This window comes from Ruegeria sp. F11 (genome assembly GCF_056533855.1).
Map to the genome: position 1 here is coordinate 343,656 of NZ_JBQFOW010000003.1, position 26,442 is coordinate 370,097.

Below are 26,442 nucleotides of genomic sequence, written 5' to 3' on the forward strand. Positions count from 1 at the left end.
GCGGACTTTGGAGCGGTTCCAACGCCCGCGCAACAGAATAGTCAGGCCGTAATTCAAGCAAACATCCGATAGAGTGCCCGACCCCTGACCAGTGTCGCCCGAACGCAATCTTGTCTGGTCAATTCCCGGTTGGGCCACATAAACCCGTTGCAGCGCAACCGTATTTCACTTCACATGTCCTCATGACGGCACCGACAATCACATCCGAGCAGACCGCCGACGGCACAAATGTGCAGATTGCCGGCGAAATGCTGACGCGATCCCTGGCCTCGGTCGAGGCCGCCTTTTCCGCCGTGCGCCCGGGCTCGGGTCAGGTCACGCTGGATTTGTCGGATGTCGAAGCGCTGGACACAGGCGGGGCCTGGCTGGTTGCCGATCTGGCGCGGCGGTTTACCGCGAACGGCGCGCAGTTGCAGTTTCAGGGGGTTCAGCCAGCCCATGCGGCGCTGATCGACACCGTATCGCAAAACATCCCCGATGACGCCGGAACCCTCGCCCCGCCGCGCAGCTTTACCGACTGGGTTGAACATGTTGGCGAGCGAACGGCCGGGGGGTGGAAAGACACCCTGTCCATGCTCGAATTTCTGGGCCTGACGCTGCACCGGCTGGCGCGCACCCTCGTGATGCCCTGGCGGCTTCGCCGGGCGGCGCTGGTCACACATATGGAGGAGACGGGGTTCAAAGCCCTGCCCATCGTAACCCTAATGGGCTTTCTGATCGGCGTCGTGCTGGCCTTTCAAGGGGCCACGCAGTTGAAACAGTTCGGGGCCGAGATTTTTGTGGTCGAGCTGATCTCGATCTCTATCCTGCGGGAATTGGGCATCCTACTGACCGCCATCATCGTCGCGGGCCGTTCGGGTTCGGCATTTACCGCCTCAATCGGGTCGATGAAGGTGCAGGAAGAGATCGACGCGATGCGCACCCTCGGCCTGGACCCGATTGAGGTGCTGGTCATTCCGCGCGTGCTGGCCCTGCTGATCACCTTGCCCATTCTCGGGTTCGTGGCCGACATAGCGGGCCTGTTCGGTGGCGCATTGATGAGCTGGATTGATCTGGGCGTCAGCCCCGGCATGTTCATCACCCGGCTGAACGAAAACACCGACGGCTGGCAATTGGCAATCGGCCTGATCAAAGCGCCGTTTTTTGCGGTGACCATTGGTGTGATCGCCTGTTGGCAGGCGATGCAGGTCAAGGGATCGTCGCAAAGTGTGGGACAAAGAACCACCGCCTCGGTCGTGCAATCCATTTTCATGGTGATCGCCATCGACGCGCTGTTTTCGATCTTCTTCTCTGAGATCGGCGTCTGACATGGATGGCACGGTTCAACAGCAAAGCACACAGACCGGCGCGCAGCGCGAAGCGGTGATCCGGGTGCGCGGCCTGAGAAACCAGTTCGGAGAGCAGGTGGTTCACGACAACCTGAATCTCGATGTCTGGCGGGGCGAGGTGCTGGGCGTCGTCGGTGGATCAGGGACCGGGAAATCGGTGCTGCTGCGTACGATTGTAGGGCTGAACAAACCGGCTGCGGGCAGTATTGAGGTTCTGGGCGTCGACGTGCTGAACGGCCCCGAGGCAAACAGGCGGCGGATCGAACGGCACTGGGGCGTGGCCTTTCAGGATGGGGCGCTGTTTTCCTCGCTGAGCGTACTGCAAAACGTCATGGCCCCGCTTCGCGAACATACCGGGATCAGCGAGAACCTGATGGAGGCGCTTGGGGCCCTGAAAATCAGTCTGGTCGGGTTGCCGCAACTGAGCTGTGGCAAATTTCCGTCGGAGCTGTCCGGCGGCATGCGCAAACGCGCGGCCCTGGCGCGGGCGCTGGCCCTGGACCCCGAGATCGTGTTTCTGGACGAACCCACCGCCGGATTGGACCCCATCGGGGCCGCCGCATATGATGAGTTGATCGGCGAGTTGCAAAGCGCGCTTGGCCTGACGGTTTTCATGGTCACGCATGATCTGGACAGCCTTTATGCGATTTGCGACCGCATTGCGGTACTTGCAGAAAAACGCGTCCTGGTTGAAGGTCCGATAGAGGACATGACCAAGGTCGATCACCCTTGGGTTCAGGAATACTTCACAGGCCCCCGCGCCCGCGCGGCGCAAGAGAAGGGGCAGGACAGGTAAAGGCAATGGAAACCCGGGCGAATTACATTCTGATCGGCGCGTTCACCCTTGCGGGTATTCTGAGTGTGTTCGCCTTTTTCCTGTGGCTCGTCAAATTCGAGGTGACCCGCCAATACGCTTACTACGATGTGCTGTTCGACAATGTCTCGGGTCTGTCCGCCGCTGGCGGTGTCAGCTTCAACGGCCTGCCGGTCGGACAGGTGATTTCGCTGAATCTGGATGAAGACGACCCATCGAAGGTACGTGTGCGCATCGAAGTGGATGCGGATATTCCGATCACGGACCAAACGATTGCCCAGTTGCAGTCACTGGGCGTGACCGGTGTGGGCTACGTGGAACTGACGGGCGGGTCCGCCTCGGGCGAACGGTTGCCGCAGGACAGTGTGATCAAAAGCAAGCGCAGCACCATACAATCCCTGTTCGAAGGCGCGCCCAAGGTGCTGGACGAAGCGGTCTCGCTACTGGAAAAGTTGAACTCGGTTGTAGATGAGAAAAATCGGCAATCGGTGTCCGAAATTCTGGACAATCTGGCCTCGGCCACAGGTCGGCTGGACAAGACGATGACGGATTTTGAGACCGTGTCGGGCAATATCAGTGAGGCAGCCCAAAATATCGGTGATTTCACCAAGCGCCTGGAGCCAATGATCGAAACGGCTGAGACCACGCTTGAGACGGGAACCGAAACGCTGAAAAGCGTCAAGACAGCTTCAGAGTCCGCGAAAGGGGCGCTGGATCAGGCTCAGGAAACGCTGCAGACGGCAAATCAGGTCATCGCCGAAGACGTCAGACCCTTTATCGAAAAGGGCTCGCAATTGGCGGAGCGGCTGACCCGCCTGTCGGACGAAGCCAGCGTGAGTCTGGGGGTAGTGACCGAAACCGTGCTCAACGCAAACACCACACTGGGTTCTATCACCGCGACGATGGATTCAGCTAAGGCGACGCTGGCCTCAGCCCAGCAGGCGTTCGACACGGCCAACCGGGTGATTGATGAGGACGTTGCACCAGTGGCGGAAGATATCCGCAATGCGGCCAATCAGGTGGCCGAGACCGTTTCGAACATCACGGACAAGTTGGATTCGATTTCCGACAATGTGCTTAGCGCCTCAAACTCGGCATCCGAGCTTTTGGGCACCATCGACGGCATCGTGCAAGCCAACCGCCGTCAGGTGTCGGATTTCCTGCGCGTGGGCCTGCCGCAATTCGTCCGGTTTATCGAAGAATCCCAGCGGCTTGTCATCAGCCTCGATCGCCTTGTAGACAAGGTCGAGCGTGACCCGGCACGCTTCCTTCTGGGCACCCAAGCATCGGAGTTCCGTCAATGATCAGGCCGCTACTCATACCACTGATGTTTGCAGCGCTTGCCGGGTGCACCGGTCTGGATACGCTCCGGCAGGCCTCTAAACCAAATGACCTGTATCTGCTGACGCCCAAGAGCACGTTCTCGTCCTCGCTGCCGCGCATCCGGAAACAGATCGTCGTGCAGGAACCGACCGCAACGGCCGCGGTCAATACCGATCAGATCGCGATTCAGCCGACGGCACTGCAGGTACAGTATCTGCCACAGGCCCGATGGGTGGACCGCGCGCCGCTCATCGTTCAGGCGCTGCTGGTCGAGAGTTATGAGAATTCCGGGAAAGTGGCGGCCGTTGGCCGCTCTATCGTCGGCCTGCGTGCCGATTACGTCATTGTCCCGGACCTGCGCGAATTTCAGGGGATCGTGGTCGGGGAAACCGCAGACTCGAAAACCGTACGGGTCGAAGTGCGCATGAACATCAAGATCATCGACGAATACGAAGACAAGATCATCGCCTCTGATTCCTTTCAGGAATTTGTAGTGTCGGCCAGCGACAAGACAGACGATCTGGTCGAGGCTTTCGACATCGCCCTTGGCAAGACCATGCGGGATGCGGTGGAGTGGAGCATTCGCAGAATCAATACCCACGCCGCGAATAATCCGCGTTCGTCGCCCAGTTAAGCGGTGCTTTAAATCGGGATCGTCGGATCAGAAATGATCTGCCGAGGCCCGATTCCAGTCCGACGCGAATTCGTCAGGAACGGCATCCGACAACAAAGCACCCTCTTCGATGAAGGTGTACAGTTCGGCGTAAGACCGCTCGCGCTCATCCGCTGTGCGACGGCGGATGTCCCCCGGTCGCAGGTCTGCGACCTTTTCCTTACCCATCGCGCCCAGCAGTTCGCGGAAACTTTCCAGCGTGGCATCATGAAAACGATGCACCCGCTGGCGTTTTTGCGGCACATTCACCGCCCGCCCCCGGATCGGGTCCTGCGTTGCCACGCCGGACGGGCAGCGGTTCGTGTTGCAATGCAAGGCCTGAATACAGCCGACCGCAAACATCATGGCCCGCGCCGCGTTGCACATATCCGCCCCAAGAGCGAACTTTTCGACCATATCGTACCCGGTTGCCACCTTGCCCGAGCAGATGATGCGGATCTTGTCGCGCAAGCCGACCCCGCGCAGGCAGTTGTTCACAAAGATCAGCGCCTCATTCAGCGGCATACCCAGACGGTTGGTGAATTCGACCGGGGCAGCACCGGTGCCACCTTCGGACCCGTCGATGGTGATGAAATCGGGGAGAATGCCGGTCTCTAACATGGCTTTGCAGATCGCCATGAACTCGGACGGTTGGCCAATACACAGCTTGAACCCGATGGGCTTGCCGCCCGACATCTCTCGCAGATGCTGCACAAAGTGCATCAGGCCGGTCGGGCCTTCGAATGCTTTATGAATGGGTGGGGAAATGACATCCTGATGCTCGGGCACGCCGCGGATTTCGGCAATTTCCTTATCGACCTTCGCCGCGGGCAAAACCCCACCGTGCGAGGGTTTGGCCCCCTGTGACAGCTTGATCTCAATCGCCTTGACCACATCCTTTTTGGCCTTTTCGGCAAAGGCGTCCTTGTCAAAACCCCCGTCAGCCGTGCGGCAGCCGAAATAGCCGGTGCCGATCTGCCAGATAATATCTCCGCCCTCGGCCAGATGATGCGGAGACAACCCGCCCTCACCCGTGTTGTGGGCAAAACCGCCATCCTTGGCCCCGCCGTTCAGGGCCCGGATCGCATTGGCGCTGAGCGCCCCGAAGCTCATGGCCGAGACATTCAGCCGCGACGCGTCATAGGGCTTTTCGCATTGCGGGCCGCCCAGCATGATACGCTCTTCGCTTTCGGGCACTTCCTTGGGGGCGAGCGAATGGTTGGCCCGGTGATAGCCCACGGTCATGATATCGTATTGGGTACCGAAGGCCTGCGTATCCACCTGCCCTTTGGCACGCGAATAAACCAAGCCCCGGATAATGCGGTTGTACGGACGACCGCTTTCGTTGGTCTCAACAAAGTACTGCCGGATTTCCGGGCTGACAAATTCCAGCATGTACCGGAAATGGCCCAGCACAGGGTAGTTGTTCAAAACATTGTGCTTGGTGGTCAGCATGTCATAAAGGCCGATCACGGCATAGGGCACCAGAAAGATCAGCAGCCACCATGCGGGGGCCCAGAACACGCCCCAGATCACCACCAGCGGCAGACACACGTAACTCAGGAAATAATAGAGCCTGCGAACAATCATGCCTGTTCTCCTTTTGGGGGCGCCGGATGGGCGTGCCTGTGTTGACAGGCCCACCGTGAAGCAACAGGCCGTTTGATTGCAAGCGTTTGTGCGCCGCGTTTCTGCGACCAGCGGAATTGTGAAGCGCTGTTAAGGGGTTGGACCCCGGTTGATCCGACGCAGGGCAACCGGTATGCCGATGCTGACGCACAACAAGGCTGAACCCGTTGGCAGAACCCGCATTCAAAAGCCGAACCCTGATGTTTCTGGCGGTTTTCATCGGCGGGGCCATCGGGTCACTGCTGCGAGAGGCGTTCTCGCTGGAATTGCCCGGCCTGCCCTTCCTGACGGCAACCTTTGGCATCAACGTGGTGGCCTGTTTTATACTGGGCTGGCTTTATTCCGTGCGTCACCGGGTGCATGCGCATGTGCTGCATCTGGGGGCGGTGGGGTTTTGCGGCGGGCTGTCGACCTTTTCCTCGTTCGTGGCCGAGTTGGAGCGGCTGGCAGAAAGCCATGTCTGGGCCGCCTCAACCGCTGCGGGGCTTGAGATCGTCTTTGGCCTTGCCGCAGCGATTCTGGGCGAAGCCCTGGGCCGCCGGTTCCATTCCGGACGAGGTACAGAATGACCGAGCTTTATCTGCACGCAATGTTTGGCCTTGGCGGCGGTCTGGGCGCGGTTCTGCGGCACTGGCTGGCCTTGAAGGTGAACCACGATCTGCCGTTTTCCACATTGATTGTGAACGTGCTGGGCAGCCTACTACTGGGGCTTTGGATCGGGTATCTGGGCGGGCCGGTCGAGATGGGCGAGGAAGAAAAACGGCTGGTCTTTGGGTTTTGCGGGGGCTTCACCACCTTCTCAAGTTTTGCCTATCAATCGCTGGAACTGCGCCGGGAACGCACACTGGCGTTGGCGGTCGGTAACATCCTGATCAGCCTCGCCCTGTGCTGGTTCGCGCTGTGGCTTGGATTGACCCTGACGCGTTGACCACGTTCTGCCACCCGCTACATTGCGTGCATATGCATGCGGATCGCCAGATTGCCCATGATCCAGACGGTCCCGAGGATGATGATCAGCAGAACAAGTGTCGAAAACAGGATCAGGTCCAGATCCTCGCGGCTGCTGCGGCGGCGGTCGATATGCAGGAAGTAAACAAGCTGAAAGATCAGTTGCGACAGACCCAACAGGCTGAGGGTCAGGTACACCCCGATCGTTTCGAGACCAAAGCTCTGCGCGATCCCGAACATCGCCAAGGTCAGGATCAATGAGCCGCCATAACCGATAACATACCTCCGACGCTCGCGCCGGTGCATTTCGGTCCGCTTATCCATAGGTGAGCCCTCCGAAATAAACGATGGTGATGATGCCGATCCAGATCAGATCAAGGAAGTGCCAGAACAGCGCCAGCCGGACCACGCGGGACATCAACAGATCGGTCAGGCCAAAGACCCTTAGCTGTATCCCCAGCACGATCAGCCACAAACACCCCGCCGCAACATGCAGGCCATGCAACGGTACAAGGCCGTAGAACGCGGACAGGAACCCGCTGCGCTGCGGGATGCCTCCCTTTTCGGCCATGGCCATGAAATCGCGAATTTCCAGCACCAGAAAGCTGAGGCCCAACAACAATGTAATGCCGAACCACAGCACGATGCGGGCGCGAGGAAGGTTGTATTTAAGCGCCAGCATGGCCAGCCCAACGGTAAGGCTGCTGGTCAGCAGGATCATGGTCTGGGCAAAGATGCTTTTCAGGTCGAACAGCTCATGCGGCCCCGGTCCGCCTGCCTGCGCGTCGATCATAGTGATGTAGATGGCGAACATCAGGCCGAAATAGACCAGATCGCTCATCAGAAACACCCAGAAGCCGAAGGTAACGACCTCGGACGCCTTGTCGGCGCTGGCGTGATCTTCTCCCAGATTTATGCCGGGATAGCTGTGCTTGGGCGCGCGCCTCATGTCACGGCCTCCATGTCCGGGCGGGCAAGGCCGCGGTTTTCCGGGGCGGCCTCGTCGTCGCGGTCCACGGCTGCGGTGCTGTGGACAAGCGCCAGCCAGGCCTCGTGGTCCTTACGAACCTCTTCAGCGGGGATGATGATTTCGGTGCTGGTGTCGAAGCTCCAGATGATGATGGCGAGGATCATGGCCACGGTCATCAGCGCAGCCAGCCACCAGATCCACCAGACCAGCGCGAACATCCAGACACCGCTGAGCACGCAGAGGATGAAGCCGATGCCCGTGTTGCGCGGCATTTCGATATCCTCATACGCGTCCGGCGTTGGGTAAGCCGTGCCGCGTTCCTTGGCGGCGGCAAAGTCGTCGCGGTCGGTGACTTGCGGGATAATCGCGAAGTTATAGGGCGGCGGCGGCGACGGGATCGACCATTCCAGCGTCCGCCCGTCCCACGGGTCGCCGACGGGCACACGGGTTTTCTCGCGGTCGCGGATACTGACCCAAAGCTGGATCAGGATCGAGAAGAGCCCGCAGGTAATCACCAGCGCGCCGATGACGGCGGTGATCATATAGGGGTGAAAACTCGGGTCCTCCCAACTGAACGACCGGCGCGGCATGCCCATCAGACCGACGAAATAAAGCGGCATGAAGGTTAGCAGGAAACCGACGGTCCAGCAGAAGACCGAGACGCGGCCCCAGAACTCGTTCAGACGGAAGCCGAACGCTTTGGGGAACCAATAGTTGAAGGCTGCGAGCAGGCCAAACAGCACGCCGGGCAGAAGCGCGTTGTGGAAGTGGGCCACCAGAAACAGGGTGTTGTGCACCTGATAGTCGACAGTCGGATTGGCCAGCACCACGCCGCTGAGCCCGCCGATGACGAACAGCATCAGGAAGGACAGCCCGTAGAGCATCGGAACCGAGAACCGGATGCGCCCGCGCCAAAGAGTCGCCATCCAGTCATAGACCTTCACACCGGTGGGGATGGCGATCAGCATCGTCGCGATGCCGAAGACCGCGTTGATCAGCGCGCTTTGGCCCATGGTGAAAAAATGGTGCAGCCAGACGGTGAACGACAACACCGCAATCGACATGGTGGCGATGACCAGCGAGTTATAGCCATAAAGGCGCTTGGCTGAGAAGGTGGCGAAAACCTCGGAATAGATGCCATAGGCAGGCAGGACCAGCAGATAGACCTCGGGGTGGCCGAACAGCCAGAACAGGTTGGCGTAGTTCATCATGTTGCCGCCAAGGTCATTGGTGAAGAAGTGGAAATCCAGATAGCGGTCGGCCGCCAGCAAAAGTGCGGCGACGCCAAGCGGCGGCATGGCAAAGATGATCAGGATCGAGCTGCAGATGATCGTCCAGCAATACATCGGCAGCCGCATGAACTTCATCCCCGGCGCGCGCAGCTTGTAGATCGTCACCGCAAAGTTGATGCCGGTCAGCGTCGTTCCGACGCCTGAGACCACGATCGCCCAGATCCAGTAGTCCGGCCCCACGCCCGGATTGAACGCTGCCCCAGTATAGGGCGGATAGGCGGTCCAGCCGCCGGTCGAGAATTCGCCCACCACCAGCGACACCATCAGCATCATGCCAGCCGAGACGGTCAGGCCGAGGCTCATCTGGTTCATCACCGGGAAGGCAACATCGCGGGCACCGATCATCAGCGGGAGGAGGTAGTTCGCCACGCCGAAGACAAAAGGGACGGCCACGAAGAACACCATGATTGTGCCATGCGTGCTGAACAGTTCGGCGAAATGTTCCGGTTCAAGGAAGCCATCGCCCGGCCCTGCGGCCTGTTGCGCGCGCATGACCACGCCCTCCAGCACCCCCCGTGCCAGCATCACGATCGCAAAGACGATATACATAATGCCGATCTTTTTGTGATCTGCGCTGGTCAACCAGTCGCGCCTGAGTTGCCCCCACAGCCGGAACCATGTCAGCAGTCCGACCACGGCTATAACGCCCACGATCACAATCGCAGCGGCGGCGTTGGCGATGATCTCATTCGCGCCGGGGTTTTGGATCAGACCCGCGACGGGAAACGCATCCCATGTCAGGCGGCCAAAGAAACCGGTATCGGCAGTGGTCATTGGCTTGCCTCCTGCCCATAGGCGGTGGTTCCGGGTTGCTGGTCCTGCGGCAGAGGTTCGCCGCTGTGATAGCGGTGCAGAATGGAGTGGAACAAATCCCCCTCTTCCAGCGTGAAATACAGCGCATGCAGCGGCATGAGTTCTGTTCCCAAGGCCGCCTGCACCTCATCCCGGTCGGTGCGCATGGCGAGCGTTCGGTAAGTCTCATCCGTCAGGGGGATGCCGTGGGTGCGCACGCTTTCGACCCAGGCGTTGAAGTCCTGAGGCTGCATGGCCTGGGTCAGAAATTTCTGTTTGGTGAAACCGCGGCCATTATATTGCGTGTTCTCGCCCTGCATGGTTTTGGGTACATCCGCGACCAGATGCAGTTGCGTGGTCATCCCCGGCATCGCATAAATCTGCCCCGCAAGCGCCGGGATCATGAAGGACTGCATCACCGTATCCGTCGTCAGAGTCATGGCGACCTGCTGCTTGATGGGAATACCCAACTCGCCCACGCTGGCAATGCCCAGATCGGGGTAGATGAACAGCCACTTCCAATCCAGACCCACCACCTGCACCCGCAATGCGGGCTCCTCACCAAACGGCGCAGCGTAGGGGTCGAGCCGATGCGTTGCCTTCCACAGATAAAAAGACAGAATGGCGACAATCACGACCGGCACGCCCCACATGACGAATTCCAACGGGCCCGAGAAATCCCATTTGGGTCTGTAGGCTGCTCCACCGCCCTTGCGGCGGCGATAGCGCAGCGCGATCAGCGGCACCAGAACCAGAACCGGCACAACGGCGATCATGATCAGGGCCGTCGCCCGCAGCAGATGGGTTTTCTGCACCGCTGCAATCGGGCCTTGCGGGTCCATGAAACTGTCGCTGGCTCCAGCCCCCTGGACCGAGGCCAGAAGAACCATCATGGCCAACAGTATCGGACCCCAAGCTGGGGACGTTCTGATCGTGGCCATGCCTGACGGTCCTCTGCTGCTGCCGGTTGCGCCCAACTATCGGCAGAGACAGGAAATTTCTCAAGGGCTTTTCGTAACTGGTGATTGCCGAATTCGGCGGACACTCAACTTCGAATTTAAGCCTGCCGGGCATACGGTATGTTCGCCGCTTTCAGTTGACTTGTTTGCTGGACCGGGACAGACATTTTGACATGCGTGCGCTTCTTTTCCTTCTCGGACTGACCCTGCTGACCAGCACTGCTTTTGCGCAGGACCGGGCGGCGGTCGAGCGGCAGTTTCAGACCTGGCTGCAGAAAACAGTCTGGCCGCAGGCCCGCGCCAAGGGGGTCTCGCGCCAGACCATGGATGCCACTTTGGGCGGGGTTTCGCTGAACTGGGACTTGCCCGATCTGGTCCCGCCCGGCAGCGCGCCGAAGACACTCAAGACTCAGCGACAGGCCGAATTCGGCTCTCCGGGCCGGTACTTCAAGGCAAATACAGTGCAGGGGGCGGCCTCGGTCGGGCGCACGATGGCCAAACGGCATGCGGCCACACTGGCGCAGGTCGAGGCGGAAACCGGCGTTCCAGCCCGCATAATTCTGGCGATCTGGGGCCGCGAAAGCGCCTATGGTCAGGTGCCTATCCGGCACGATGCGTTCCAGGTTCTGGCCACCAAAGGCTTCATGAGCACCCGCGCCGCCTATTTCGAGGCCGAACTGATCGCAGCCCTTCAGATCGCCGAAGCTGGTCATCTTCGGGGCAAGGCCATGAAAAGCAGTTGGGCGGGCGCGCTGGGGCAGCCGCAATTCATGCCCAGCAGTTTCCTGACCTATGCCGCAGACGGCAACGGCGACGGGCGGGCCGATATCTGGGGCTCGCCCGAGGATACCATCGCCTCAATCGGCAACTACCTCGCCCGCCATGGCTGGGTGTCGGGGCGCGATTGGGGGTTTGAAGTGACGGTACCTGATACCGTTTCCTGCGCTTTGGAGGGTCCGGACCAGGGCAGACCCATCCGGGATTGGTCGAAATTGGGGATCACCCGTGTATCGGGCAAACCCTTCCCCGCACATGAACAGGGCGGAGAGGGCTATTTGATGATGCCAGCGGGCCGCAATGGTCCGGCCTTTATAGTCACGCCGAACTTTTACGTACTGAAGGATTACAACACGAGCGACCTTTACGCGCTGTTTGTCGGCCATGTGGGGGATCGCATCCAATACGGAGTCGGCGATTTCTCCGGGCGTTGGGGCAAGGTGGGCGGGCTTTACCGCTCGGACATTGCCCGCATGCAACAGGCGCTGGTCCAACAGGGACACGATGTGGGTGGCGTCGATGGGCTTCCGGGCTATAAAACCCGCCGCTCAATCGGGCGCTGGCAAGAGGCAACGGGCCAGACGCCCACCTGTTTCCCCGAATCCGGAATGAAGGCCGGACTCGCCCCCTAGAATCCTAACTGATTCGCCGCCTGCGGGTGTTTTTCTGATCCCATTCATCCCCCCTGATATGTCAGGCTTCACGAAAATGTCATGATGATGAAGCGTTTCAGAATTTTATTTCGAAAGAGCCACCCGTTTCTGTGTCAATCGACCTTTGACCACACAAATACCCCCAAAACCCTTTACCTTTGCCCAAAAAAAGGCACGTTCCGCGGCAGTGAAAGATAGCTTTCGCAACTAATTTTCCGACACCACCTGCGACTGAGGGCGCAATTTTTTGCCCCGTCCGCGATCTAGATCAAAGCGCAGCTTAAGCAGATGCCGGAAACGCACAGGTAGATGAGCCCCCGTCACGGTCGTGGCGCGGCTTCTGAAACCAATAAACGGGAGTAAACACATGAACAGAACAATCCGAACCTCGCTGGCGGGGCTGTTGACCTCGACCATGATCACCGGGGCCGCCTTTGCTGCTGGCACCCACCCCGTAACCGGTGAAGCGCTGGCGGAGGACCAGACCTTTACCTATCGGATCCTGGACGAGCACAGCTCGGTCGACCCGCAGGTGGTCGAAGATGTCTCTGGCGCCGAGATCGTGCGCGACCTGTTCGAAGGCCTGATGAACCAGGACGAAGACGGCAATCTGGTGCCCGGTGTTGCCACCGGCTATGAGGTCAATGACGCAAAAGACGTCTACACCTTCACCCTGCGCGACGATGCCAAATGGTCCAATGGTGATCCGGTGACTGCAGGCGATTTCGTCTTCGCCTGGAAACGTGCCGTCGATCCCGCGCTGTCCTCGCCCTATGCGTGGTTCATGGAACTGATGTCGATTGAAAACGCCGCCGAAATCATCGCGGGCAATGCCTCTGTCGAAGATCTGGGCGTCAAAGCCATCGATGACAAAACGCTGGAAGTCCGCCTGAGCGCACCGCTGCCTTACTTCCCGCAAATGACCACACACTCGACCACCTTCCCGGCCCCGCAGAAAGTGATCGAAGAATTTGGCGATGCGTGGACCAAGCCTGAAAACATCGTCTCGAACGGTGCCTATGTCCTGACCGAGCATCTGCCGCAGGAACGGTCGGTGCGTGAGCGCAACGAGATGTACTGGGACAACAGCAACACCATCATCGACAAGGTTGTGTCGCTGGTGATCAACGATGAAAACGTCGCCCTGACCCGCTATCTGGCAGGCGAACTGGACCGTACCGAAATCCCTGCCGGTCAGTTCCCGCGTCTGAGCCAGGAGCATCCCGAAGAAGCGATCAGCTTCCCGCGCCTGTGTAACTACTACTACACCTTCAACCTGTCCGAAGGTGGCCCCGAGGCGTTCAAGGACCCCAATGTCCGTCAGGCCCTGTCGCTGGCCGTAGACCGCGCGATCATCACCGAAAAGGTAATGGCCGGTGGTCAGCCGCAAGCCTACACCTTTGCGCCTGAAGCAACTGCAGGCTTCACTGTCCCGGCGGTTGAGATGGCGTCGATGAGCCAGGCTGAGCGTGACGAACTGGCCAAGGAACTGCTGGCCGAGGCAGGCTACGGCCCCGACAATCCGCTAAGCTTCGAGATGGTCTACAACACCTCGGAAGACCACAAGAAGGTCGCCGTGGCGCTGAGCCAGATGTGGAAGCAAAAGCTGGGTGTTAATGTCGAACTGGCCAACATGGAATGGAAAGTGTTCCTGGAAGAGCGCGGCAACCAGAACTTTGAACTGGCCCGTGGCGCATGGTGTGGCGACTATAACGAAGCCTCGACCTTCCTCGACCTGCTGCAGTCGGATTCGGGTTACAACGACGGCAAATTCAACAACGCTCGCGTTGACGAACTGCTGAAAGAGGCCAAAACCTCGGACGATCCGGCACCGCTCTATACCGAGGTAGAGCGCATCATCGCACAGGAAACCCCGGTTATCCCGATCTACCACTACGCTGGCGTCTACATGATGGACAGCGACGTGGGGAACTGGCCTGTCAACAATGTCGAGCAGAACTGGTACTCGAAGAACCTTTATAAGCTCGCCGAATAATCGTCTTTGAACCACGCCTTGCCCCGGGACCCTCCCGGGGCAAGGCCAATAAACGCGGGGGCATGAAATGCTTGCCTATAGTTTCCGGCGGCTGATGGTCGCCATTCCGACGATCCTGCTGCTGGTCGTTGCCTGCTTTTTTCTGATGCACGTCGCGCCCGGCGGGCCTTTCACCTCGGAACGGCCGCTACCGCCGCAGGTGCTGGCCAATATCGAGGCGCGCTACGGGTTGGACCAGCCGCTGTGGAAGCAGCTTTGGGACTATCTGTATAATATCGTTGTGCATTTCGACTTTGGCCCGTCCTTCAAGTTCAAGGACCGGGACGTGAATGACATCATCGCACAAGGCTTTCCGATCTCGCTGACCTATGGCTCGCTCTCGTTTCTGTTTGCCACGGCCATTGGCGTCGCGCTGGGGATTGCTGCAGCGATCCGCCACAATACCTGGATCGACTACTTTGCCGTTGGTCTGGGCATCGCCGCGCAAGCGCTGCCGAACTTTATCATGGGCCCGATCCTGATCCTGACCTTTACCCTGTGGCTGGGTTGGCTGCCGGGCGGTGGCTGGCATGGCGGCCAGTGGCAATATCTGGTCATGCCGGTGATCGCGCTGGCCACGTCCTATATGGGCTCGATCGCGCGGATCACCCGGTCGTCGATGCTCGAGGTTCTGAACTCGAATTTCATCCGCACCGCGCGGGCCAAGGGTCTGCCGACCAGAACCGTGATCTGGCGTCACGCACTGAAACCGACGCTGCTGCCGGTCGTGTCCTATCTGGGGCCGGTCTTCGTCTACGTGCTGACCGGTTCGGTCTTTGTTGACATCTACTTCTCGACCGGTGGTCTGGGTCAGGCCTATGTGAACTCGGCGCTGGCGCGGGACTATGCGGTGCTGCTGGGGGTTACGATCCTTTATGGCACGCTGACCGTCATCGTGAACCTGCTGACCGACCTGGCCTATGCCTGGTTCGATCCGAAAATCCGCTACTGAGGGGCTGGCAATGATTGGAAAATCTCAAAAAGCTGCCCAACTGGCCGAAGATGTCACCGATTACACGGTCATTCAGGGGCGATCACTTTGGCAGGACGCGCGGATGCGTTTTGTCCGCAACAAGGCCGCGATGGCGAGTGTCTTTATCCTCGGCATGATCGTGCTGTTTACCATCTTCGGGCCGTATTTCGCGGTCTGGAACAACGAAGAGATCGACTGGAACGTCATGGGCGACGTACGCGGCATGGGGATGCCCTCGGTCGAGACGGGGCACTTTTTCGGTGTCGATGATCTGGGACGCGACCTTTACAGCCGAGTTATTCAGGCGACAACCACGTCGCTGCTGGTGGGCCTGATCGGGGCCGCGACGGCGCTGATCGTCGGCACCTGCTATGGCATCGCCGCTGGCTATATCGGCGGGCGCACCGATAGCATCATGATGCGCTTTGTCGACATCCTTCTGGCGATCCCGGCCACGCTGGTCATCATTCTGCTGCTTGTCGTGGCGGGGCGGTCGTTCTTCATGCTGTTCATCGCGCTTGGCGCGGTGGGCTGGCTGACCATGGCGCGGATCGTGCGTGGGCAGACCCTGACGCTCAAGAACCGCGAGTTCATCGAGGCCGCCCGCGCCGCCGGTGTCAGCGAGTTCACCATCATGTACCGTCACATCCTGCCCAACCTTCTGGGCGTGGTGATCGTCTATGCCTCGCTGCTGGTACCCGAGATGATCCTGACCGAGAGCTTTATCTCGTTCCTGGGACTTGGCATTTCGGAACCCTACACCTCGCTGGGTCGTCTGATCGCCGAAGGGGCCGGTACGATGAGCTACGGCACCTTGTGGCAGTTGATGTACCCGCTGACTTTCTACGTCACCATCATCATCACGATGTTCTTCATCGGCGATGGCCTGCGTGACGCTCTGGACCCGAAGGATCGCTGATATGAGTTTGTTCTCCGTCAAGGACCTGAGCGTCCAGTTCGACACCCCCGATGGTGTGGTCGAGGCCGTCAAAGGCATCAGTTTCGACATCAACCCCGGCGAATGCCTTGGAATCGTGGGCGAAAGCGGGTCGGGCAAAAGCCAGACCTTCATGGCTGCAATGGGACTTTTGCCGCCTGCGGGGCGGGCACTGGGTTCCGCCACTCTGAACGGTGAGGAAATTCTGAACCTGCCCGTAAACAAGCTGAACCAAATTCGCGGTGCCGATGTGGGCATGATCTTTCAGGACCCGCTGACCGCACTGACCCCGCATTTGCGGGTCGGCCAGCAAATGCGCGAGGTTCTTCAGATTCACGAGGGCCTGCAGGGCTCTGCCGCCCGCCAACGTTGTCTGGACTGGCTGAACCGTGTGCGTATCCCCGAGGCTGCGCGCCGTCTGGATCAGTATCCGCACGAGCTGTCGGGCGGGATGCGCCAGCGCGTGATGATCGCCATGTCGATGCTGTGCAACCCCAAGCTGCTGATCGCGGATGAGCCGACAACGGCGCTGGATGTGACCGTTCAGGCCGACATTCTGGACCTGATGGTGCGCCTGCAAAAGGACGAAGGCACCGCAATTGCCCTTATCACGCACGACATGGGCGTGGTTGCACGGATGTGCGACCGCATTCAGGTCATGCGCATGGGTGAATTTGTCGAGGCTGGTGATACGCGTGAAATCTTCCGCACGCCAAAGCACGACTATACCCGGACGCTGCTTGAGGCGATGCCCCGGATCGACGCTGGTGATGCTCCCAAGGCGCTGGCCAAGGTAGAAGACCCATTGCTTAAGGTCGACGACGTCAAAGTGCATTTCCCGATCCATGTCTCTGGTGGGCTTTTCGGGAAGAAAGTGCCGCTGAAAGCGGTCGACGGGGTCAGCTTTGACATCCGCAAAGGTGAAACTTTAGGCATCGTCGGAGAATCCGGCTGCGGCAAATCGACATTGGCACGGGCGGTTCTGCAACTGATCGAACCCAGTGCGGGCAATGTAAGCTGGCTGGGCCATCCCATCGTGGGGCTGAAACGGGCCGAGTTGAACAAGTACCGCAAGGATCTGCAGATCGTCTTTCAGGACCCGCTGGCCAGCCTTGATCCACGGATGACGATCTCGGCCTCGATTGCCGAACCGCTCAAGACCTATCGCCCCGACCTGACCGAGCGTGAGCGCAAAGAGATGGTCGCCGAGATGATGGAACGTGTGGGTTTGAATGCGAACATGATCAACCGCTACCCGCACGAACTGTCCGGCGGGCAGAATCAGCGGGTCGGCATCGCACGGGCGATGATCAACAAACCCAAATTGATCATCTGTGACGAGGCGGTTTCGGCGCTTGACGTGTCCATTCAGGCTCAGATCGTTGAATTGTTGCGCGAACTGCAACAGGAATTCGGGTTGTCGATGATCTTCATCAGCCACGATTTGTCTGTCGTTCGCGCGATCTCGAACCGGATTATGGTTTTGTATCTGGGCCGTATCGTGGAATTGGGGGATGGCGAGGTGATTTGTTCCGAACCGATCCACCCGTATACACAATCCCTGATTTCCGCAGTGCCGATCCCGGACCCGGATGTCGAACGCAACCGTCAGCGTCTGAAACTGCCGGGCGAGTTGCCTTCGCCCATGGATCCAAAAGCGGCTTTACGCTTTCTGCCCAGTCGGTTGACAGGGGGCGAAACCAGCTATGTTCCCAAGCTGACCGAAGTCTCGCCCGACCATTTCGTAGCTGAACACGATCCGCTGGAACAGATCATGGGAACCGCCTGAATGAATGCCCCGAAACCGAAACGCCGGTTTCGGGGCTTCTACTATGTAATGACACCCAAGGCAGAAGCCGCCTTTAAGGACCAATCGCAGCGTTTGTCTGGGCTCCGCTCTGTGAACTTCGTCATTTAACAAGCGGCCACAAAGGTTAATGGTTGGTTTTGACTCGCAAGCGTGCAGATGGCACGATTTGACCTATTGGTGCCCGGTTTCACGGGCCGTGTTGAATGACCAGGCTTCGCAGCCTATTAGGAAGTTCCGGATGCTATTTGCCCTTCCGGTTGAATATTGAGTTTGAGAGGCATCATGACACGCAAGGTCACTAAAGCGATTTTCCCGGTAGCTGGATTGGGAACGCGTTTCCTTCCGGCAACGAAATCCGTGCCAAAAGAGATCATGACATTGGTCGACCGCCCGCTGGTGCAATATGCCATCGATGAGGCTCGGGCCGCCGGAATCAAGGAATTCATCTTCGTCACCTCGCGCGGAAAATCCGCCCTCGAAGACTATTTCGACCACAACCTGGTGCTGGAACAGGAACTGAAAGCCAAGGGCAAGGACGAGCTGCTGGAACGGCTAAACGCAACAAATATGGAAAGCGGCGCCATCGCTTACATCCGCCAGCACAAAGCGCTGGGACTGGGCCACGCCGTCTGGTGCGCGCGGCGGCTGATAGCGGACGAGCCTTTTGCCGTAATGCTGCCGGATGACGTGATCGCGGCAGACAAGCCCTGTCTGCAACAAATGATCGAAGCCTATGAAGAAACTGGCGGCAACATGGTCGCCGCGATGGAAGTGCCTGCGGAAAAAACCAGTTCTTATGGGGTTCTGGACGTTGGCGACTCGGTCGGCCCCGTTCTGCGCGTCAACGGAATGGTGGAAAAACCCAAACCCGAGGAGTCGCCCTCGAACCTGGCCGTTATCGGGCGTTATATCCTCAGCCCCTCTGTTCTCTCCAACCTGAACGAAAAGAAGACTGGAAGCGGCGGGGAGATCCAGTTGACAGATGCGATTGCAAAAGACATCGAAAACGACGTTCCGGTCTTTGGGTACAAGTTCAACGGGCAGCGCTTTGACTGCGGATCGAAATCGGGTTTTCTGCGGGCAACCGTGGCCTTTGCCCTCGCCCGCGACGACCTGCGCGACGATCTCGGGCAGTTTCTGCACGATGTCGTTGCAACAGGGCAAGCGGCGCAATAACCGAATGCCCGTTTACCTTACTGCGATTAAAGCGATAAAACCCGCCCAAAGCAGCGCAGGGGTCCCAATACGATGAAAACTGTCTATCCCGTCATTCTATGCGGTGGGTCGGGCACCCGTTTGTGGCCGCTGTCCCGCAAAAGCTATCCTAAGCAGTTTGTCCCCTTGTTGGGTGAGACAAGCCTGTTACAAGATTGCGCCGAGCGCATGCGTGGGCCGGTCACTGCGCCCTACGCAAAGCCGCTGATACTGACAAACGAGGCCTTCCGCTTTGTGGTGCCCGAGCAGTTGACCGCCATTGGCATCGACCCCGGCCCGGTGCTGATCGAACCCGAGGGGCGGAATACCGCACCCGCCGTTCTGGCCGCGGCCCTGCATTTGGCCGCCACGGACCCGGACGCGGTGATGCTGGTCGCGCCGTCCGATCATGTCGTACCGGACAAACCTGCCTTCCATCAGGCCGTCGCCAAGGGGGTTGAGGCCATTGGTGCGCGCAGGGATCTTGTGACCTTTGGCATCACGCCTGACCGGCCTGAAACGGGATACGGTTATCTCAAGCTGCGCCATGCGCCGGACGCTAGCGGCGTAGCGGTGCCGCTGGACCGGTTTGTCGAAAAGCCAGACCTCGCAACCGCCGGAACGATGGTTGAAGACGGTAGCTATTTGTGGAATTCGGGCATCTTCCTCTTTGGCGTGCAGGATATCATCGCCGCCTTTGAAGAGCACGCCGCCGCCATGGTTGATCCGGTGAAGCAGGCCGTGGCCGCTGCCAAGGTCGATCTGGGGTTCCTGCGGCTTGACCCCGACGCATGGGCGAACGTTGCAGATATCTCGATCGACTATGCTGTCATGGAAAAAGCCAGCAATCTCAGCGTGGTTCCTTACGCGGCAGGTTGGTCCGACGTTGGCAGCTGGTCTGCCGTTCAGGAGCTCAGCTACCCCGATACCAATGGCGTTGCCACGACCGGCGAGGTCACGACGATTGACTGCCACAACGTTCTGGTCCGCTCGGAATCGCCCTCGCAAGAGGTGGTCGCGCTTGGGGTCGAGAACATCGTCGCGGTGGCCATGCCCGATGCGGTTCTGGTGGCCAGCATGGACAAGGCGCAGGACGTCAAACAGGCGGTTGCCGCGCTCAAGGCCAAAGGCGCGAAACAGGCTGAAGAACTGCCGGTGGATCACCGCCCCTGGGGCTGGTTCGAAAGCCTGGTGATCGGGGATCGCTTTCAGGTCAAACGCATCCATGTGCATCCCGGCGCCTCGCTGAGCCTGCAATCGCATCATCACCGCTCGGAACACTGGATCGTTGTGGAAGGCACCGCAAAGGTCACAATTGACGATGACGAACGGCTGGTTTCCGAGAATCAATCGGTCTACATCCCGCTTGGCGCTGTCCACCGGATGGAGAATCCGGGCAAGGTGCCCATGGTGCTGATCGAAGTGCAGACCGGTACCTATCTGGGCGAAGACGACATCATCCGGTACGAAGACATCTACGCCCGCAGCTGAGGCAGGGAAACCCGTGGCGCGGGTCTTTGCCTCTGATTTGCAACCTAGTTCTTAGCAATACCCTACTCGGACGTCCGCTCCGGTCAGACAAGATTCATGCGCGCCGCTGCAGGTTGGCCCGCAACTGAAATGTCGGACCGACAGCCACAGGAGGACGCCCGTGTCACAGAACTCTCCCCGATTGAACCTGCCTTTCCTGCAACCCTCGCAGGCGCAGAAGCATGTCACGCATAACGAGGCCCTGCGCCGGTTGGATCTGGTGGTGCAACTCAGCGTCCAGTCCATGAATGGCACCACCCCGCCCCCTGCGCCGGGTCAGGGCGAGTTGCATGCATTGGGCGACTCCCCTTCCGGCGATTGGGTCGGACACCCAAATGAGCTTGCTGCGTGGCTGGACAACGCCTGGCACTTTGTGACGCCCGGAACCGGCTGGCGCGTGTGGGATCAGGCGAGCGGTCAGATGAAGGTCTGGGATGGAAGCGCATGGATCAACCCGCCGGTTACAACCCAAAATCTGGCGGGCGTCGGCATCGCCACCAGCTATGACAGCGCCAATCGGCTGTCGGTGCGCAGCCCTGCCACGCTGCTGAGCCATGACGGCGCGGGCCATCAGTTGAAGATAAACAAGGCGGATGCGAGCGATACCGCCTCGCTTCTGTTTCAGTCCAACTGGACAGGACATGCCGAGATTGGCCTGTCCGGCAGCACCGGCTTCTCTATCAAAGTCTCGCCCGATGGCGGCAACTGGACCGAGGCGCTGGCGTTCGATCCTACCACCGGAACCGCAAGCGGTGCGGCGGTACAAGCGAGCGCGGATGACACCACGACCGGTCGTCTGATGCGCGCGGATTATGGCTATGGGCCGGGCAATCTGCTGGGGTCGGTCTCTGAGACCTCCGGCACCCCGACCGGTGCCGTGATCGAGCGCGGCAGCAACGCAAATGGCGAGTTTGTCCGGTTTGCGGATGGCACGCTGATCTGCACTGCCAAACTGAACGCGGTGGCCTGCACCACCGGCGAGGGTGCGCTTTTTGCCAGCACTTCAGCAACATGGGATTTTCCGGCGGCCTTCGCCGCCGCCCCTGCTGTTAGTGGTAGTGGCGGGGCTTCCGGGCGGTTCCTCGGCTTTGATGCGCCGTCGATATCGCAAGTGACCTGCAAGGTTTTGTCAGCCGTGTCGGACTCCACCAGTCAGCCGCCGACCGTCACAGCGATTGGCCGCTGGTTCTGATCATCGCAGCCGCCCGGCCCCGACGGACGGGCGGCTATTTGGCGCGCAAGCTCTGATGTGATTGCTCAAGAAACCACGCATAGGTATCGCGCAGCCCATCTTCGAGCCCGATGCTGGCGCGCCATCCCATATCGCCAAGACGCGACACATCCATCAACTTGCGCATCGTTCCGTCGGGTTTGGTCGTGTCTTGTGTGATCCGGCCCGAGAACCCGACGGTGTCCGCCACCAGCGCCGCCAGTTCGGCAATCGAGATATCCTCGCCACAACCCACGTTAATATGACTGAGCATAGGTGACGTATTCGCTGCGTAGACATCGCGCGGCAGGTCGAGCACGAACAGAGACGCCTCGGCCATGTCATCCACATGCAGGAACTCGCGCCGGGGTTTGCCGGTGCCCCAGATGACCACCTCGTCTAGGCCGTCGCATTTGGCCTCGTGGAACCGGCGGATCAGGGCGGGCAGGACATGGCTGTTTTCCGGGTGGAAATTGTCGCCCGGACCATACAGGTTCGTCGGCATGACCGAGCGGTAGTCGACCCCGTGCTGCCGGTTGTAGCTTTCGCACAGCTTGATCCCGGCGATTTTCGCCACCGCGTAGGGTTCGTTGGTGGGTTCCAGAATTCCGGTCAGCAAGGCGTCTTCCCGCATGGGCTGCGCAGCTTCGCGCGGGTAGATGCAGGAACTGCCCAGTTGCAGCAGGGTCTTCACACCTGCCGCAAACGCCTGATGGATCACGTTGCATTCGATCATCAGGTTTTCATAAATGAAATCAGCCGGGAAAGTATTGTTGGCGTGAATGCCACCGACCTTCGCAGCGGCCAGAATCACCACATCCGGCTGCTCGGCCTGCATGAAATCGCGCACAGCTGCTTGATCGGTCAGATCCAGTTCAGAATGCGTGCGGGTGACTAGTTCCAGCGCTTCGCCGGTTGCCTGCCGCTTTTGCAATTGGTGCAGGATCGCGCCGCCAACCATGCCGCGATGCCCGGCTATGTATATATTACGCATGCCGCCCTCCCTCAGCCGTTTTCCAGACTGACTGGCAGAGCGAAACCGTGCTCTTTCAAAAGCGCATGGCGTTTCGCCGTTTTGAGGTCTTCGGACACCATTTCGGCGCACATTTCCTGAACTGTCAGTTCCGGCTCCCACCCCAGTTTGGTTTTGGCATTGGTCGGATCACCCAGCAGCGTGTCCACCTCGGCCGGGCGGAAATATTGCGGGTCGATGCGCACGATCACATCCCCTGGTTTCAATGCAGGCGCGCTGTCGCCGTCGATGGCCGCCACAGTGGCAATCTCATCTAAACCACTACCGGTGAACTCCAACGAGATACCTAGCTCAGCCGCCGACCATTCGATGAACTGACGCACCGAGTATTGCTTGCCGGTGGCAATCACGAAGTCTTCCGGCGCGTCCTGCTGCAGCATCAGCCACTGCATCCGCACATAGTCCTTGGCATGGCCCCAGTCGCGCAAGCTGTCGATATTGCCCATGTACAGACACTCTTCCAAACCCTGCGCGATATTGGCCAGGCCGCGCGTGATCTTGCGGGTCACAAAGGTCTCGCCCCGGCGCGGGCTTTCGTGGTTGAACAGGATGCCATTGCAGGCATACATCCCATAAGCCTCGCGATAGTTCACCGTGATCCAATAGGAATACAGCTTGGCCACCGCGTAAGGCGAGCGCGGGTAAAACGGCGTCGTCTCGCGCTGCGGGATTTCCTGTACCAGACCATAGAGCTCAGAGGTCGACGCCTGATAGAACCGCGTTTTACCCTCAAGCCCCAGAAAGCGGATGGCTTCGAGCAGGCGCAAGGTGCCGATGGCGTCGACATCCGCTGTATACTCTGGTGCTTCAAAGCTGACGGCGACGTGGGATTGTGCACCAAGGTTGTACACTTCATCCGGCTGCACTTCGCGGATGATACGGGTCAGGTTCGAGGTGTCGCTCAGATCGCCATAATGCAGGCGCAGCTTGGGGTTGGGCTCATGCGGGTCTTGATAGATATGGTCGATGCGCTGCGTGTTGAACGAGGACGCCCGCCTCTTGATCCCATGAACTTCATAGCCTTTTTCCAAAAGGAACTCGGCCAGGTACGATCCGTCCTGCCCGGTTATACCGGTGATCAATGCCGTCTTGGTCATGGTTTGCCTCGCAAAAACTCGTGCGCTGATGTGGTGCCTCAAAAACAGCAAGAACCGTTGGAATGCAAGCCAAGGCCGCTATCGGGCATTGAAACTGACGGCGGTTTCTTTGAATGTAGGCGCGCCGTCGGCGGTATTTGGTAAGAAGGACTTTGTTGAATGCGTATTGCGATGATCGGCACGGGCTATGTCGGCTTGGTGTCGGGCGTGTGTTTTTCGGATTTCGGTCACGAGGTGATTTGCGTCGACAAGGCCGACCAGAAAATTCAGATGCTCCAGGCGGGCAAGGTTCCGATCTATGAACCGGGGCTGGATGTGCTGATGGCCAAAAACGTCGCTGCCGGGCGTCTCAGCTTTACCACCGATCTGGCGGCGGCTGTGGATGGCGCGGACGCGGTGTTCATCGCTGTGGGCACACCGACACGGCGTGGCGATGGCCATGCGGACCTGACCTATGTGATGGCCGCCGCGGAAGAGATCGCAAATGCCGTGACCGGCTATACCGTGATCGTCACCAAATCCACTGTGCCTGTGGGGACGAACCGCAAGGTGCATCAGGTTGTCGCCACGACCAATCCGGATGCGGATTTCGATGTCGCCTCAAACCCCGAGTTCCTGCGCGAAGGCGCGGCGATTGATGATTTCATGCGCCCGGACCGGGTTGTCGTCGGCATCGAAAATGACCGCGCAGCCGAGGTTATGGCGGAAATCTACCGCCCGCTTTACCTGCGCGACTTCCCGATCCTGACCACCGATCTGGAAAGCGCCGAGATGATCAAATACGCCGCCAACGCGTTTCTGGCGACAAAGATCACCTTCATCAACGAAATCGCGGGCCTGTGCGAACGTGTTGGCGCGGATGTCAAAGAGGTCTCGCGCGGGATTGGGCTGGATGGCCGCATCGGAAACAAGTTCCTGCATGCAGGGCCAGGCTATGGCGGCTCGTGCTTTCCCAAGGATACGACTGCTCTGGCCCGGATCGGTCAGGATTTTGCCCACCCGATGCAGATCACCGAGACGGTCATGCGCGTCAATGACGAGGTCAAGAAGCGGATGGTCGATAAAATCCGCGAGGTCTGCGACGACAGTTTCAACGGCAAGACCGTGGCCGTGCTGGGCGTTACGTTCAAACCCAACACCGACGACATGCGCGACGCACCCTCGCTGACCATCGTGCCCGCCCTGATCGGGGGCGGCGCAAAGGTGCGTGTGGTTGATCCTCAGGGCCGGTCCGAAGGCGAGGCCTTGCTACCCGGTGTCGAATGGATGGACGATCCCTATGCCGCGGCGCAGGACGCGGATGTCGTGGTCCTGCTGACCGAGTGGAATGAGTTCCGCGCCCTGAAGTTGACCGACCTGTCCGAGGCGATGAGAACCCCCCGCATGGTCGATCTGCGCAACATCTATTCGAAGACCAAAGCGCTGAGTTCCGGGTTCGAGACCTATATCGGCGTCGGGCGCTGAACGCGTCCGGCCTATTCCGCCAGCCAGATTTTGCGCCGACGCTCCTTGACCAACTCGTTGCCGTCTTCGGTGCCGTCGTGGAACGTGTTGAACCACTCGTCCCACGGTGTCTCCCACGTGCCGTAGTTGCAGTCGAAGAACCGGTGGTGCAGTTGGTGAAAAAAATCGCCCAGCTGAAACTTCGCCTTGTTGCCCAGCTTCACATGCTCGAACCCCGCATGAGAGGTCGGCGCGCCGATCCCGTGATGGAACAGCAGAAAGATCGCATGGATCGGGTGGGCGGGCAGCAGGAAGAAGATCATCGTGTCGAACATCAGGAAAAAGCTTTCGACCGGATGCATCGCCAGCCCGGACCAGGGACCGGTGTTGATGTTACGGTGATGCCAGGCGTGCACCTTGGTATAAAGCGGCCCCACATGCAGCAACCGGTGCAGCCAATAGAAATGGAAGCCCGCCCAGATCGGAACAAAGATCACCATCACGACAAACCAGACCGGGTTGCTGTTGAAGGTGATCATCGTGGCCCAGCCATTGGCATAGGAATAGAGGATCAGGCATTCCCAGAATGTCCAAAAGGTCAGAGCAGGGCCAAGCGTCCAGAACATGTTGTCCCAGACCTGATTTTTGAAGGTAAAGACCTTGGCCCCTTTCATCATCGGGCGCATGTCGTATCGGTATTCGTCCTGCTGGGTGCGGAACTTCCACAGGGCCAGATGCAACCCGCCGGCTACCACCATCAGGATGCAGAAATTGCGGAACCAGATTTCGGCGACCCAGTCCCAACTGAAGGTTTCAATCCGCGCCAGAGACGGTGTCAGGAACGTCCATGTGATGATGGCAAAGACAAACAGCAAGGCCCGCAGGGCCAGCGGGTTCCAGCTTTGCAGCAGGTATCTGAGTGCCGCCAAAGGTTTCATCGGCCAGTCCCAATAGGGTGAGGTCTGGATCGGCAGTTGAGGCGTATAGTTCCAGATTTTCCGTTTTGGCCGAGGCGGCAGGGCGGGCTGGGGCATGGCATGACA

23 protein-coding genes are annotated in these 26,442 nt (G+C 59.4%); 15 read left to right on the top strand and 8 right to left on the bottom strand.

All coding sequences use genetic code 11. The annotated features are described in order from the left end of the window. Positions 1-182 precede the first annotated feature (182 nt). Genes ACR0NJ_RS06025 through ACR0NJ_RS06040 form a run of 4 tightly spaced genes read left to right on the top strand, consistent with a single transcriptional unit; the run spans position 183 to position 4,099 of the window. Positions 183-1,307 (top strand): ABC transporter permease, encoded by a 1,125-nt coding sequence (locus tag ACR0NJ_RS06025; protein WP_480816219.1) that lies wholly within the window; start codon positions 183-185, stop codon positions 1,305-1,307. Position 1,308: 1 nt separating this feature from the next. Then, a complete protein-coding gene (locus ACR0NJ_RS06030; RefSeq protein ID WP_480816220.1) occupies positions 1,309-2,124 on the top strand; it encodes an ABC transporter ATP-binding protein in 816 nt (271 codons plus the stop codon). A 5-nt stretch (positions 2,125-2,129) separates the two neighbouring features. Next, positions 2,130-3,446: an MlaD family protein gene (locus tag ACR0NJ_RS06035; RefSeq protein ID WP_480816221.1), complete on the top strand. Its 1,317-nt coding sequence runs from the start codon at positions 2,130-2,132 to the stop codon at positions 3,444-3,446. Then, entirely contained in the window at positions 3,443-4,099 is a 657-nt protein-coding gene (locus tag ACR0NJ_RS06040; RefSeq protein ID WP_480816222.1) for an ABC-type transport auxiliary lipoprotein family protein, read from the top strand. The genes ACR0NJ_RS06035 and ACR0NJ_RS06040 overlap by 4 nt, the downstream gene beginning before the upstream one ends. A gap of 27 nt (positions 4,100-4,126) precedes the next feature. Here the strand turns inward: ACR0NJ_RS06040 and ACR0NJ_RS06045 are convergent, their stop codons facing one another. Continuing rightward, positions 4,127-5,707: an FMN-binding glutamate synthase family protein gene (locus ACR0NJ_RS06045; protein ID WP_480816223.1), complete on the bottom strand. Its 1,581-nt coding sequence runs from the start codon at positions 5,705-5,707 to the stop codon at positions 4,127-4,129. A gap of 206 nt (positions 5,708-5,913) precedes the next feature. On the opposite strand from ACR0NJ_RS06045, the gene ACR0NJ_RS06050 reads away from it, so the two are divergent. Together ACR0NJ_RS06050 and crcB are read left to right on the top strand one after the other, a co-directional pair. Continuing rightward, complete coding sequence (locus ACR0NJ_RS06050) at positions 5,914-6,315, top strand: fluoride efflux transporter FluC (RefSeq protein ID WP_480816224.1); 402 nt, start codon at positions 5,914-5,916, stop codon at positions 6,313-6,315. After that, positions 6,312-6,674 carry a fluoride efflux transporter CrcB gene (gene crcB / locus ACR0NJ_RS06055; RefSeq protein ID WP_480816225.1) on the top strand — a complete coding sequence of 121 codons (363 nt, stop codon included), beginning with the start codon at positions 6,312-6,314 and terminating at the stop codon, positions 6,672-6,674. The genes ACR0NJ_RS06050 and crcB overlap by 4 nt, the downstream gene beginning before the upstream one ends. A gap of 17 nt (positions 6,675-6,691) precedes the next feature. Here crcB and ACR0NJ_RS06060 read toward each other — a convergent pair whose 3' ends face one another. Genes ACR0NJ_RS06060 through ACR0NJ_RS06075 form a run of 4 tightly spaced genes read right to left on the bottom strand, consistent with a single transcriptional unit; the run spans position 6,692 to position 10,689 of the window. Further along, positions 6,692-7,018: a cytochrome o ubiquinol oxidase subunit IV gene (locus ACR0NJ_RS06060; RefSeq protein WP_480816226.1), complete on the bottom strand. Its 327-nt coding sequence runs from the start codon at positions 7,016-7,018 to the stop codon at positions 6,692-6,694. Then, the gene (locus tag ACR0NJ_RS06065; protein WP_480816227.1) at positions 7,011-7,643 is read right to left on the bottom strand and encodes a cytochrome c oxidase subunit 3; all 633 of its coding nucleotides are present in this window, start codon (positions 7,641-7,643) and stop codon (positions 7,011-7,013) included. The genes ACR0NJ_RS06060 and ACR0NJ_RS06065 overlap by 8 nt, the downstream gene beginning before the upstream one ends. After that, on the bottom strand, positions 7,640-9,730 hold the full coding sequence (locus ACR0NJ_RS06070; protein WP_480816228.1) for a cbb3-type cytochrome c oxidase subunit I: 2,091 nt from the start codon (positions 9,728-9,730) through the stop codon (positions 7,640-7,642). Before ACR0NJ_RS06070 ends, ACR0NJ_RS06065 begins: the two co-directional genes overlap by 4 nt. Next, the gene (locus ACR0NJ_RS06075; protein WP_480816229.1) at positions 9,727-10,689 is read right to left on the bottom strand and encodes a cytochrome ubiquinol oxidase subunit II; all 963 of its coding nucleotides are present in this window, start codon (positions 10,687-10,689) and stop codon (positions 9,727-9,729) included. The genes ACR0NJ_RS06070 and ACR0NJ_RS06075 overlap by 4 nt, the downstream gene beginning before the upstream one ends. Before the next feature lie 191 nt (positions 10,690-10,880). On the opposite strand from ACR0NJ_RS06075, the gene ACR0NJ_RS06080 reads away from it, so the two are divergent. The 8 genes from ACR0NJ_RS06080 (at position 10,881) to ACR0NJ_RS06115 (ending at position 21,808) form a co-directional block, all read left to right on the top strand. Beyond that, positions 10,881-12,116, top strand: coding sequence for a lytic murein transglycosylase (locus tag ACR0NJ_RS06080; RefSeq protein WP_480816230.1), 1,236 nt, complete (start codon positions 10,881-10,883; stop codon positions 12,114-12,116). Positions 12,117-12,504: 388 nt separating this feature from the next. Then, positions 12,505-14,133, top strand: a complete 1,629-nt coding sequence (locus ACR0NJ_RS06085) for a peptide ABC transporter substrate-binding protein (protein WP_480816231.1) — start codon at positions 12,505-12,507, stop codon at positions 14,131-14,133. Positions 14,134-14,200: 67 nt separating this feature from the next. Continuing rightward, positions 14,201-15,124, top strand: coding sequence for an oligopeptide ABC transporter permease OppB (gene oppB, locus ACR0NJ_RS06090; RefSeq protein WP_480816232.1), 924 nt, complete (start codon positions 14,201-14,203; stop codon positions 15,122-15,124). A 10-nt stretch (positions 15,125-15,134) separates the two neighbouring features. Continuing rightward, on the top strand, positions 15,135-16,064 hold the full coding sequence (locus ACR0NJ_RS06095; RefSeq protein ID WP_480816233.1) for an ABC transporter permease subunit: 930 nt from the start codon (positions 15,135-15,137) through the stop codon (positions 16,062-16,064). Position 16,065: 1 nt separating this feature from the next. Beyond that, positions 16,066-17,871, top strand: coding sequence for an ABC transporter ATP-binding protein (locus ACR0NJ_RS06100; RefSeq protein ID WP_480816234.1), 1,806 nt, complete (start codon positions 16,066-16,068; stop codon positions 17,869-17,871). Positions 17,872-18,174: 303 nt separating this feature from the next. Then, positions 18,175-19,068 carry a UTP--glucose-1-phosphate uridylyltransferase GalU gene (gene galU, locus ACR0NJ_RS06105; protein ID WP_480816235.1) on the top strand — a complete coding sequence of 298 codons (894 nt, stop codon included), beginning with the start codon at positions 18,175-18,177 and terminating at the stop codon, positions 19,066-19,068. A 72-nt stretch (positions 19,069-19,140) separates the two neighbouring features. Further along, on the top strand, positions 19,141-20,577 hold the full coding sequence (locus tag ACR0NJ_RS06110; RefSeq protein ID WP_480816236.1) for a mannose-1-phosphate guanylyltransferase/mannose-6-phosphate isomerase: 1,437 nt from the start codon (positions 19,141-19,143) through the stop codon (positions 20,575-20,577). Between the two features lie 160 nt (positions 20,578-20,737). Further along, positions 20,738-21,808: a DUF2793 domain-containing protein gene (locus ACR0NJ_RS06115; RefSeq protein WP_480816237.1), complete on the top strand. Its 1,071-nt coding sequence runs from the start codon at positions 20,738-20,740 to the stop codon at positions 21,806-21,808. Between the two features lie 34 nt (positions 21,809-21,842). On the opposite strand, the gene fcl is transcribed toward ACR0NJ_RS06115, so the two are convergent. Then, entirely contained in the window at positions 21,843-22,820 is a 978-nt protein-coding gene (gene fcl, locus ACR0NJ_RS06120) for a GDP-L-fucose synthase (protein WP_480816238.1), read from the bottom strand. 11 nt (positions 22,821-22,831) lie between these two features. Continuing rightward, on the bottom strand, positions 22,832-23,956 hold the full coding sequence (gmd, locus tag ACR0NJ_RS06125; protein ID WP_480816239.1) for a GDP-mannose 4,6-dehydratase: 1,125 nt from the start codon (positions 23,954-23,956) through the stop codon (positions 22,832-22,834). A gap of 159 nt (positions 23,957-24,115) precedes the next feature. Here gmd and ACR0NJ_RS06130 point away from each other — a divergent pair, with 159 nt between their 5' ends. Further along, positions 24,116-25,420: a UDP-glucose dehydrogenase family protein gene (locus ACR0NJ_RS06130; protein ID WP_480816240.1), complete on the top strand. Its 1,305-nt coding sequence runs from the start codon at positions 24,116-24,118 to the stop codon at positions 25,418-25,420. Positions 25,421-25,431: 11 nt separating this feature from the next. On the opposite strand, the gene ACR0NJ_RS06135 is transcribed toward ACR0NJ_RS06130, so the two are convergent. Continuing rightward, positions 25,432-26,433, bottom strand: a complete 1,002-nt coding sequence (locus ACR0NJ_RS06135; RefSeq protein ID WP_480816241.1) for a sterol desaturase family protein — start codon at positions 26,431-26,433, stop codon at positions 25,432-25,434. Positions 26,434-26,442 lie beyond the last annotated feature (9 nt).

Bases quoted from the DNA above. Each gene is read 5' to 3' on its own strand.
- ACR0NJ_RS06025 (WP_480816219.1), top strand. From the start codon at position 183: ATGACGGCACCGACAATCACATCCGAGCAGACCGCCGACGGCACAAAT.
- ACR0NJ_RS06030 (WP_480816220.1), top strand. From the start codon at position 1,309: ATGGATGGCACGGTTCAACAGCAAAGCACACAGACCGGCGCGCAGCGC.
- ACR0NJ_RS06035 (WP_480816221.1), top strand. From the start codon at position 2,130: ATGGAAACCCGGGCGAATTACATTCTGATCGGCGCGTTCACCCTTGCG.
- ACR0NJ_RS06040 (WP_480816222.1), top strand. From the start codon at position 3,443: ATGATCAGGCCGCTACTCATACCACTGATGTTTGCAGCGCTTGCCGGG.
- ACR0NJ_RS06045 (WP_480816223.1), bottom strand. From the start codon at position 5,707: ATGATTGTTCGCAGGCTCTATTATTTCCTGAGTTACGTGTGTCTGCCG.
- crcB (WP_480816225.1), top strand. From the start codon at position 6,312: ATGACCGAGCTTTATCTGCACGCAATGTTTGGCCTTGGCGGCGGTCTG.
- ACR0NJ_RS06060 (WP_480816226.1), bottom strand. From the start codon at position 7,018: ATGGATAAGCGGACCGAAATGCACCGGCGCGAGCGTCGGAGGTATGTT.
- ACR0NJ_RS06065 (WP_480816227.1), bottom strand. From the start codon at position 7,643: ATGAGGCGCGCGCCCAAGCACAGCTATCCCGGCATAAATCTGGGAGAA.
- ACR0NJ_RS06070 (WP_480816228.1), bottom strand. From the start codon at position 9,730: ATGACCACTGCCGATACCGGTTTCTTTGGCCGCCTGACATGGGATGCG.
- ACR0NJ_RS06075 (WP_480816229.1), bottom strand. From the start codon at position 10,689: ATGGCCACGATCAGAACGTCCCCAGCTTGGGGTCCGATACTGTTGGCC.
- ACR0NJ_RS06080 (WP_480816230.1), top strand. From the start codon at position 10,881: ATGCGTGCGCTTCTTTTCCTTCTCGGACTGACCCTGCTGACCAGCACT.
- ACR0NJ_RS06085 (WP_480816231.1), top strand. From the start codon at position 12,505: ATGAACAGAACAATCCGAACCTCGCTGGCGGGGCTGTTGACCTCGACC.
- oppB (WP_480816232.1), top strand. From the start codon at position 14,201: ATGCTTGCCTATAGTTTCCGGCGGCTGATGGTCGCCATTCCGACGATC.
- ACR0NJ_RS06095 (WP_480816233.1), top strand. From the start codon at position 15,135: ATGATTGGAAAATCTCAAAAAGCTGCCCAACTGGCCGAAGATGTCACC.
- ACR0NJ_RS06100 (WP_480816234.1), top strand. From the start codon at position 16,066: ATGAGTTTGTTCTCCGTCAAGGACCTGAGCGTCCAGTTCGACACCCCC.
- galU (WP_480816235.1), top strand. From the start codon at position 18,175: ATGACACGCAAGGTCACTAAAGCGATTTTCCCGGTAGCTGGATTGGGA.
- ACR0NJ_RS06110 (WP_480816236.1), top strand. From the start codon at position 19,141: ATGAAAACTGTCTATCCCGTCATTCTATGCGGTGGGTCGGGCACCCGT.
- fcl (WP_480816238.1), bottom strand. From the start codon at position 22,820: ATGCGTAATATATACATAGCCGGGCATCGCGGCATGGTTGGCGGCGCG.
- gmd (WP_480816239.1), bottom strand. From the start codon at position 23,956: ATGACCAAGACGGCATTGATCACCGGTATAACCGGGCAGGACGGATCG.
- ACR0NJ_RS06130 (WP_480816240.1), top strand. From the start codon at position 24,116: ATGCGTATTGCGATGATCGGCACGGGCTATGTCGGCTTGGTGTCGGGC.
- ACR0NJ_RS06135 (WP_480816241.1), bottom strand. From the start codon at position 26,433: ATGCCCCAGCCCGCCCTGCCGCCTCGGCCAAAACGGAAAATCTGGAAC.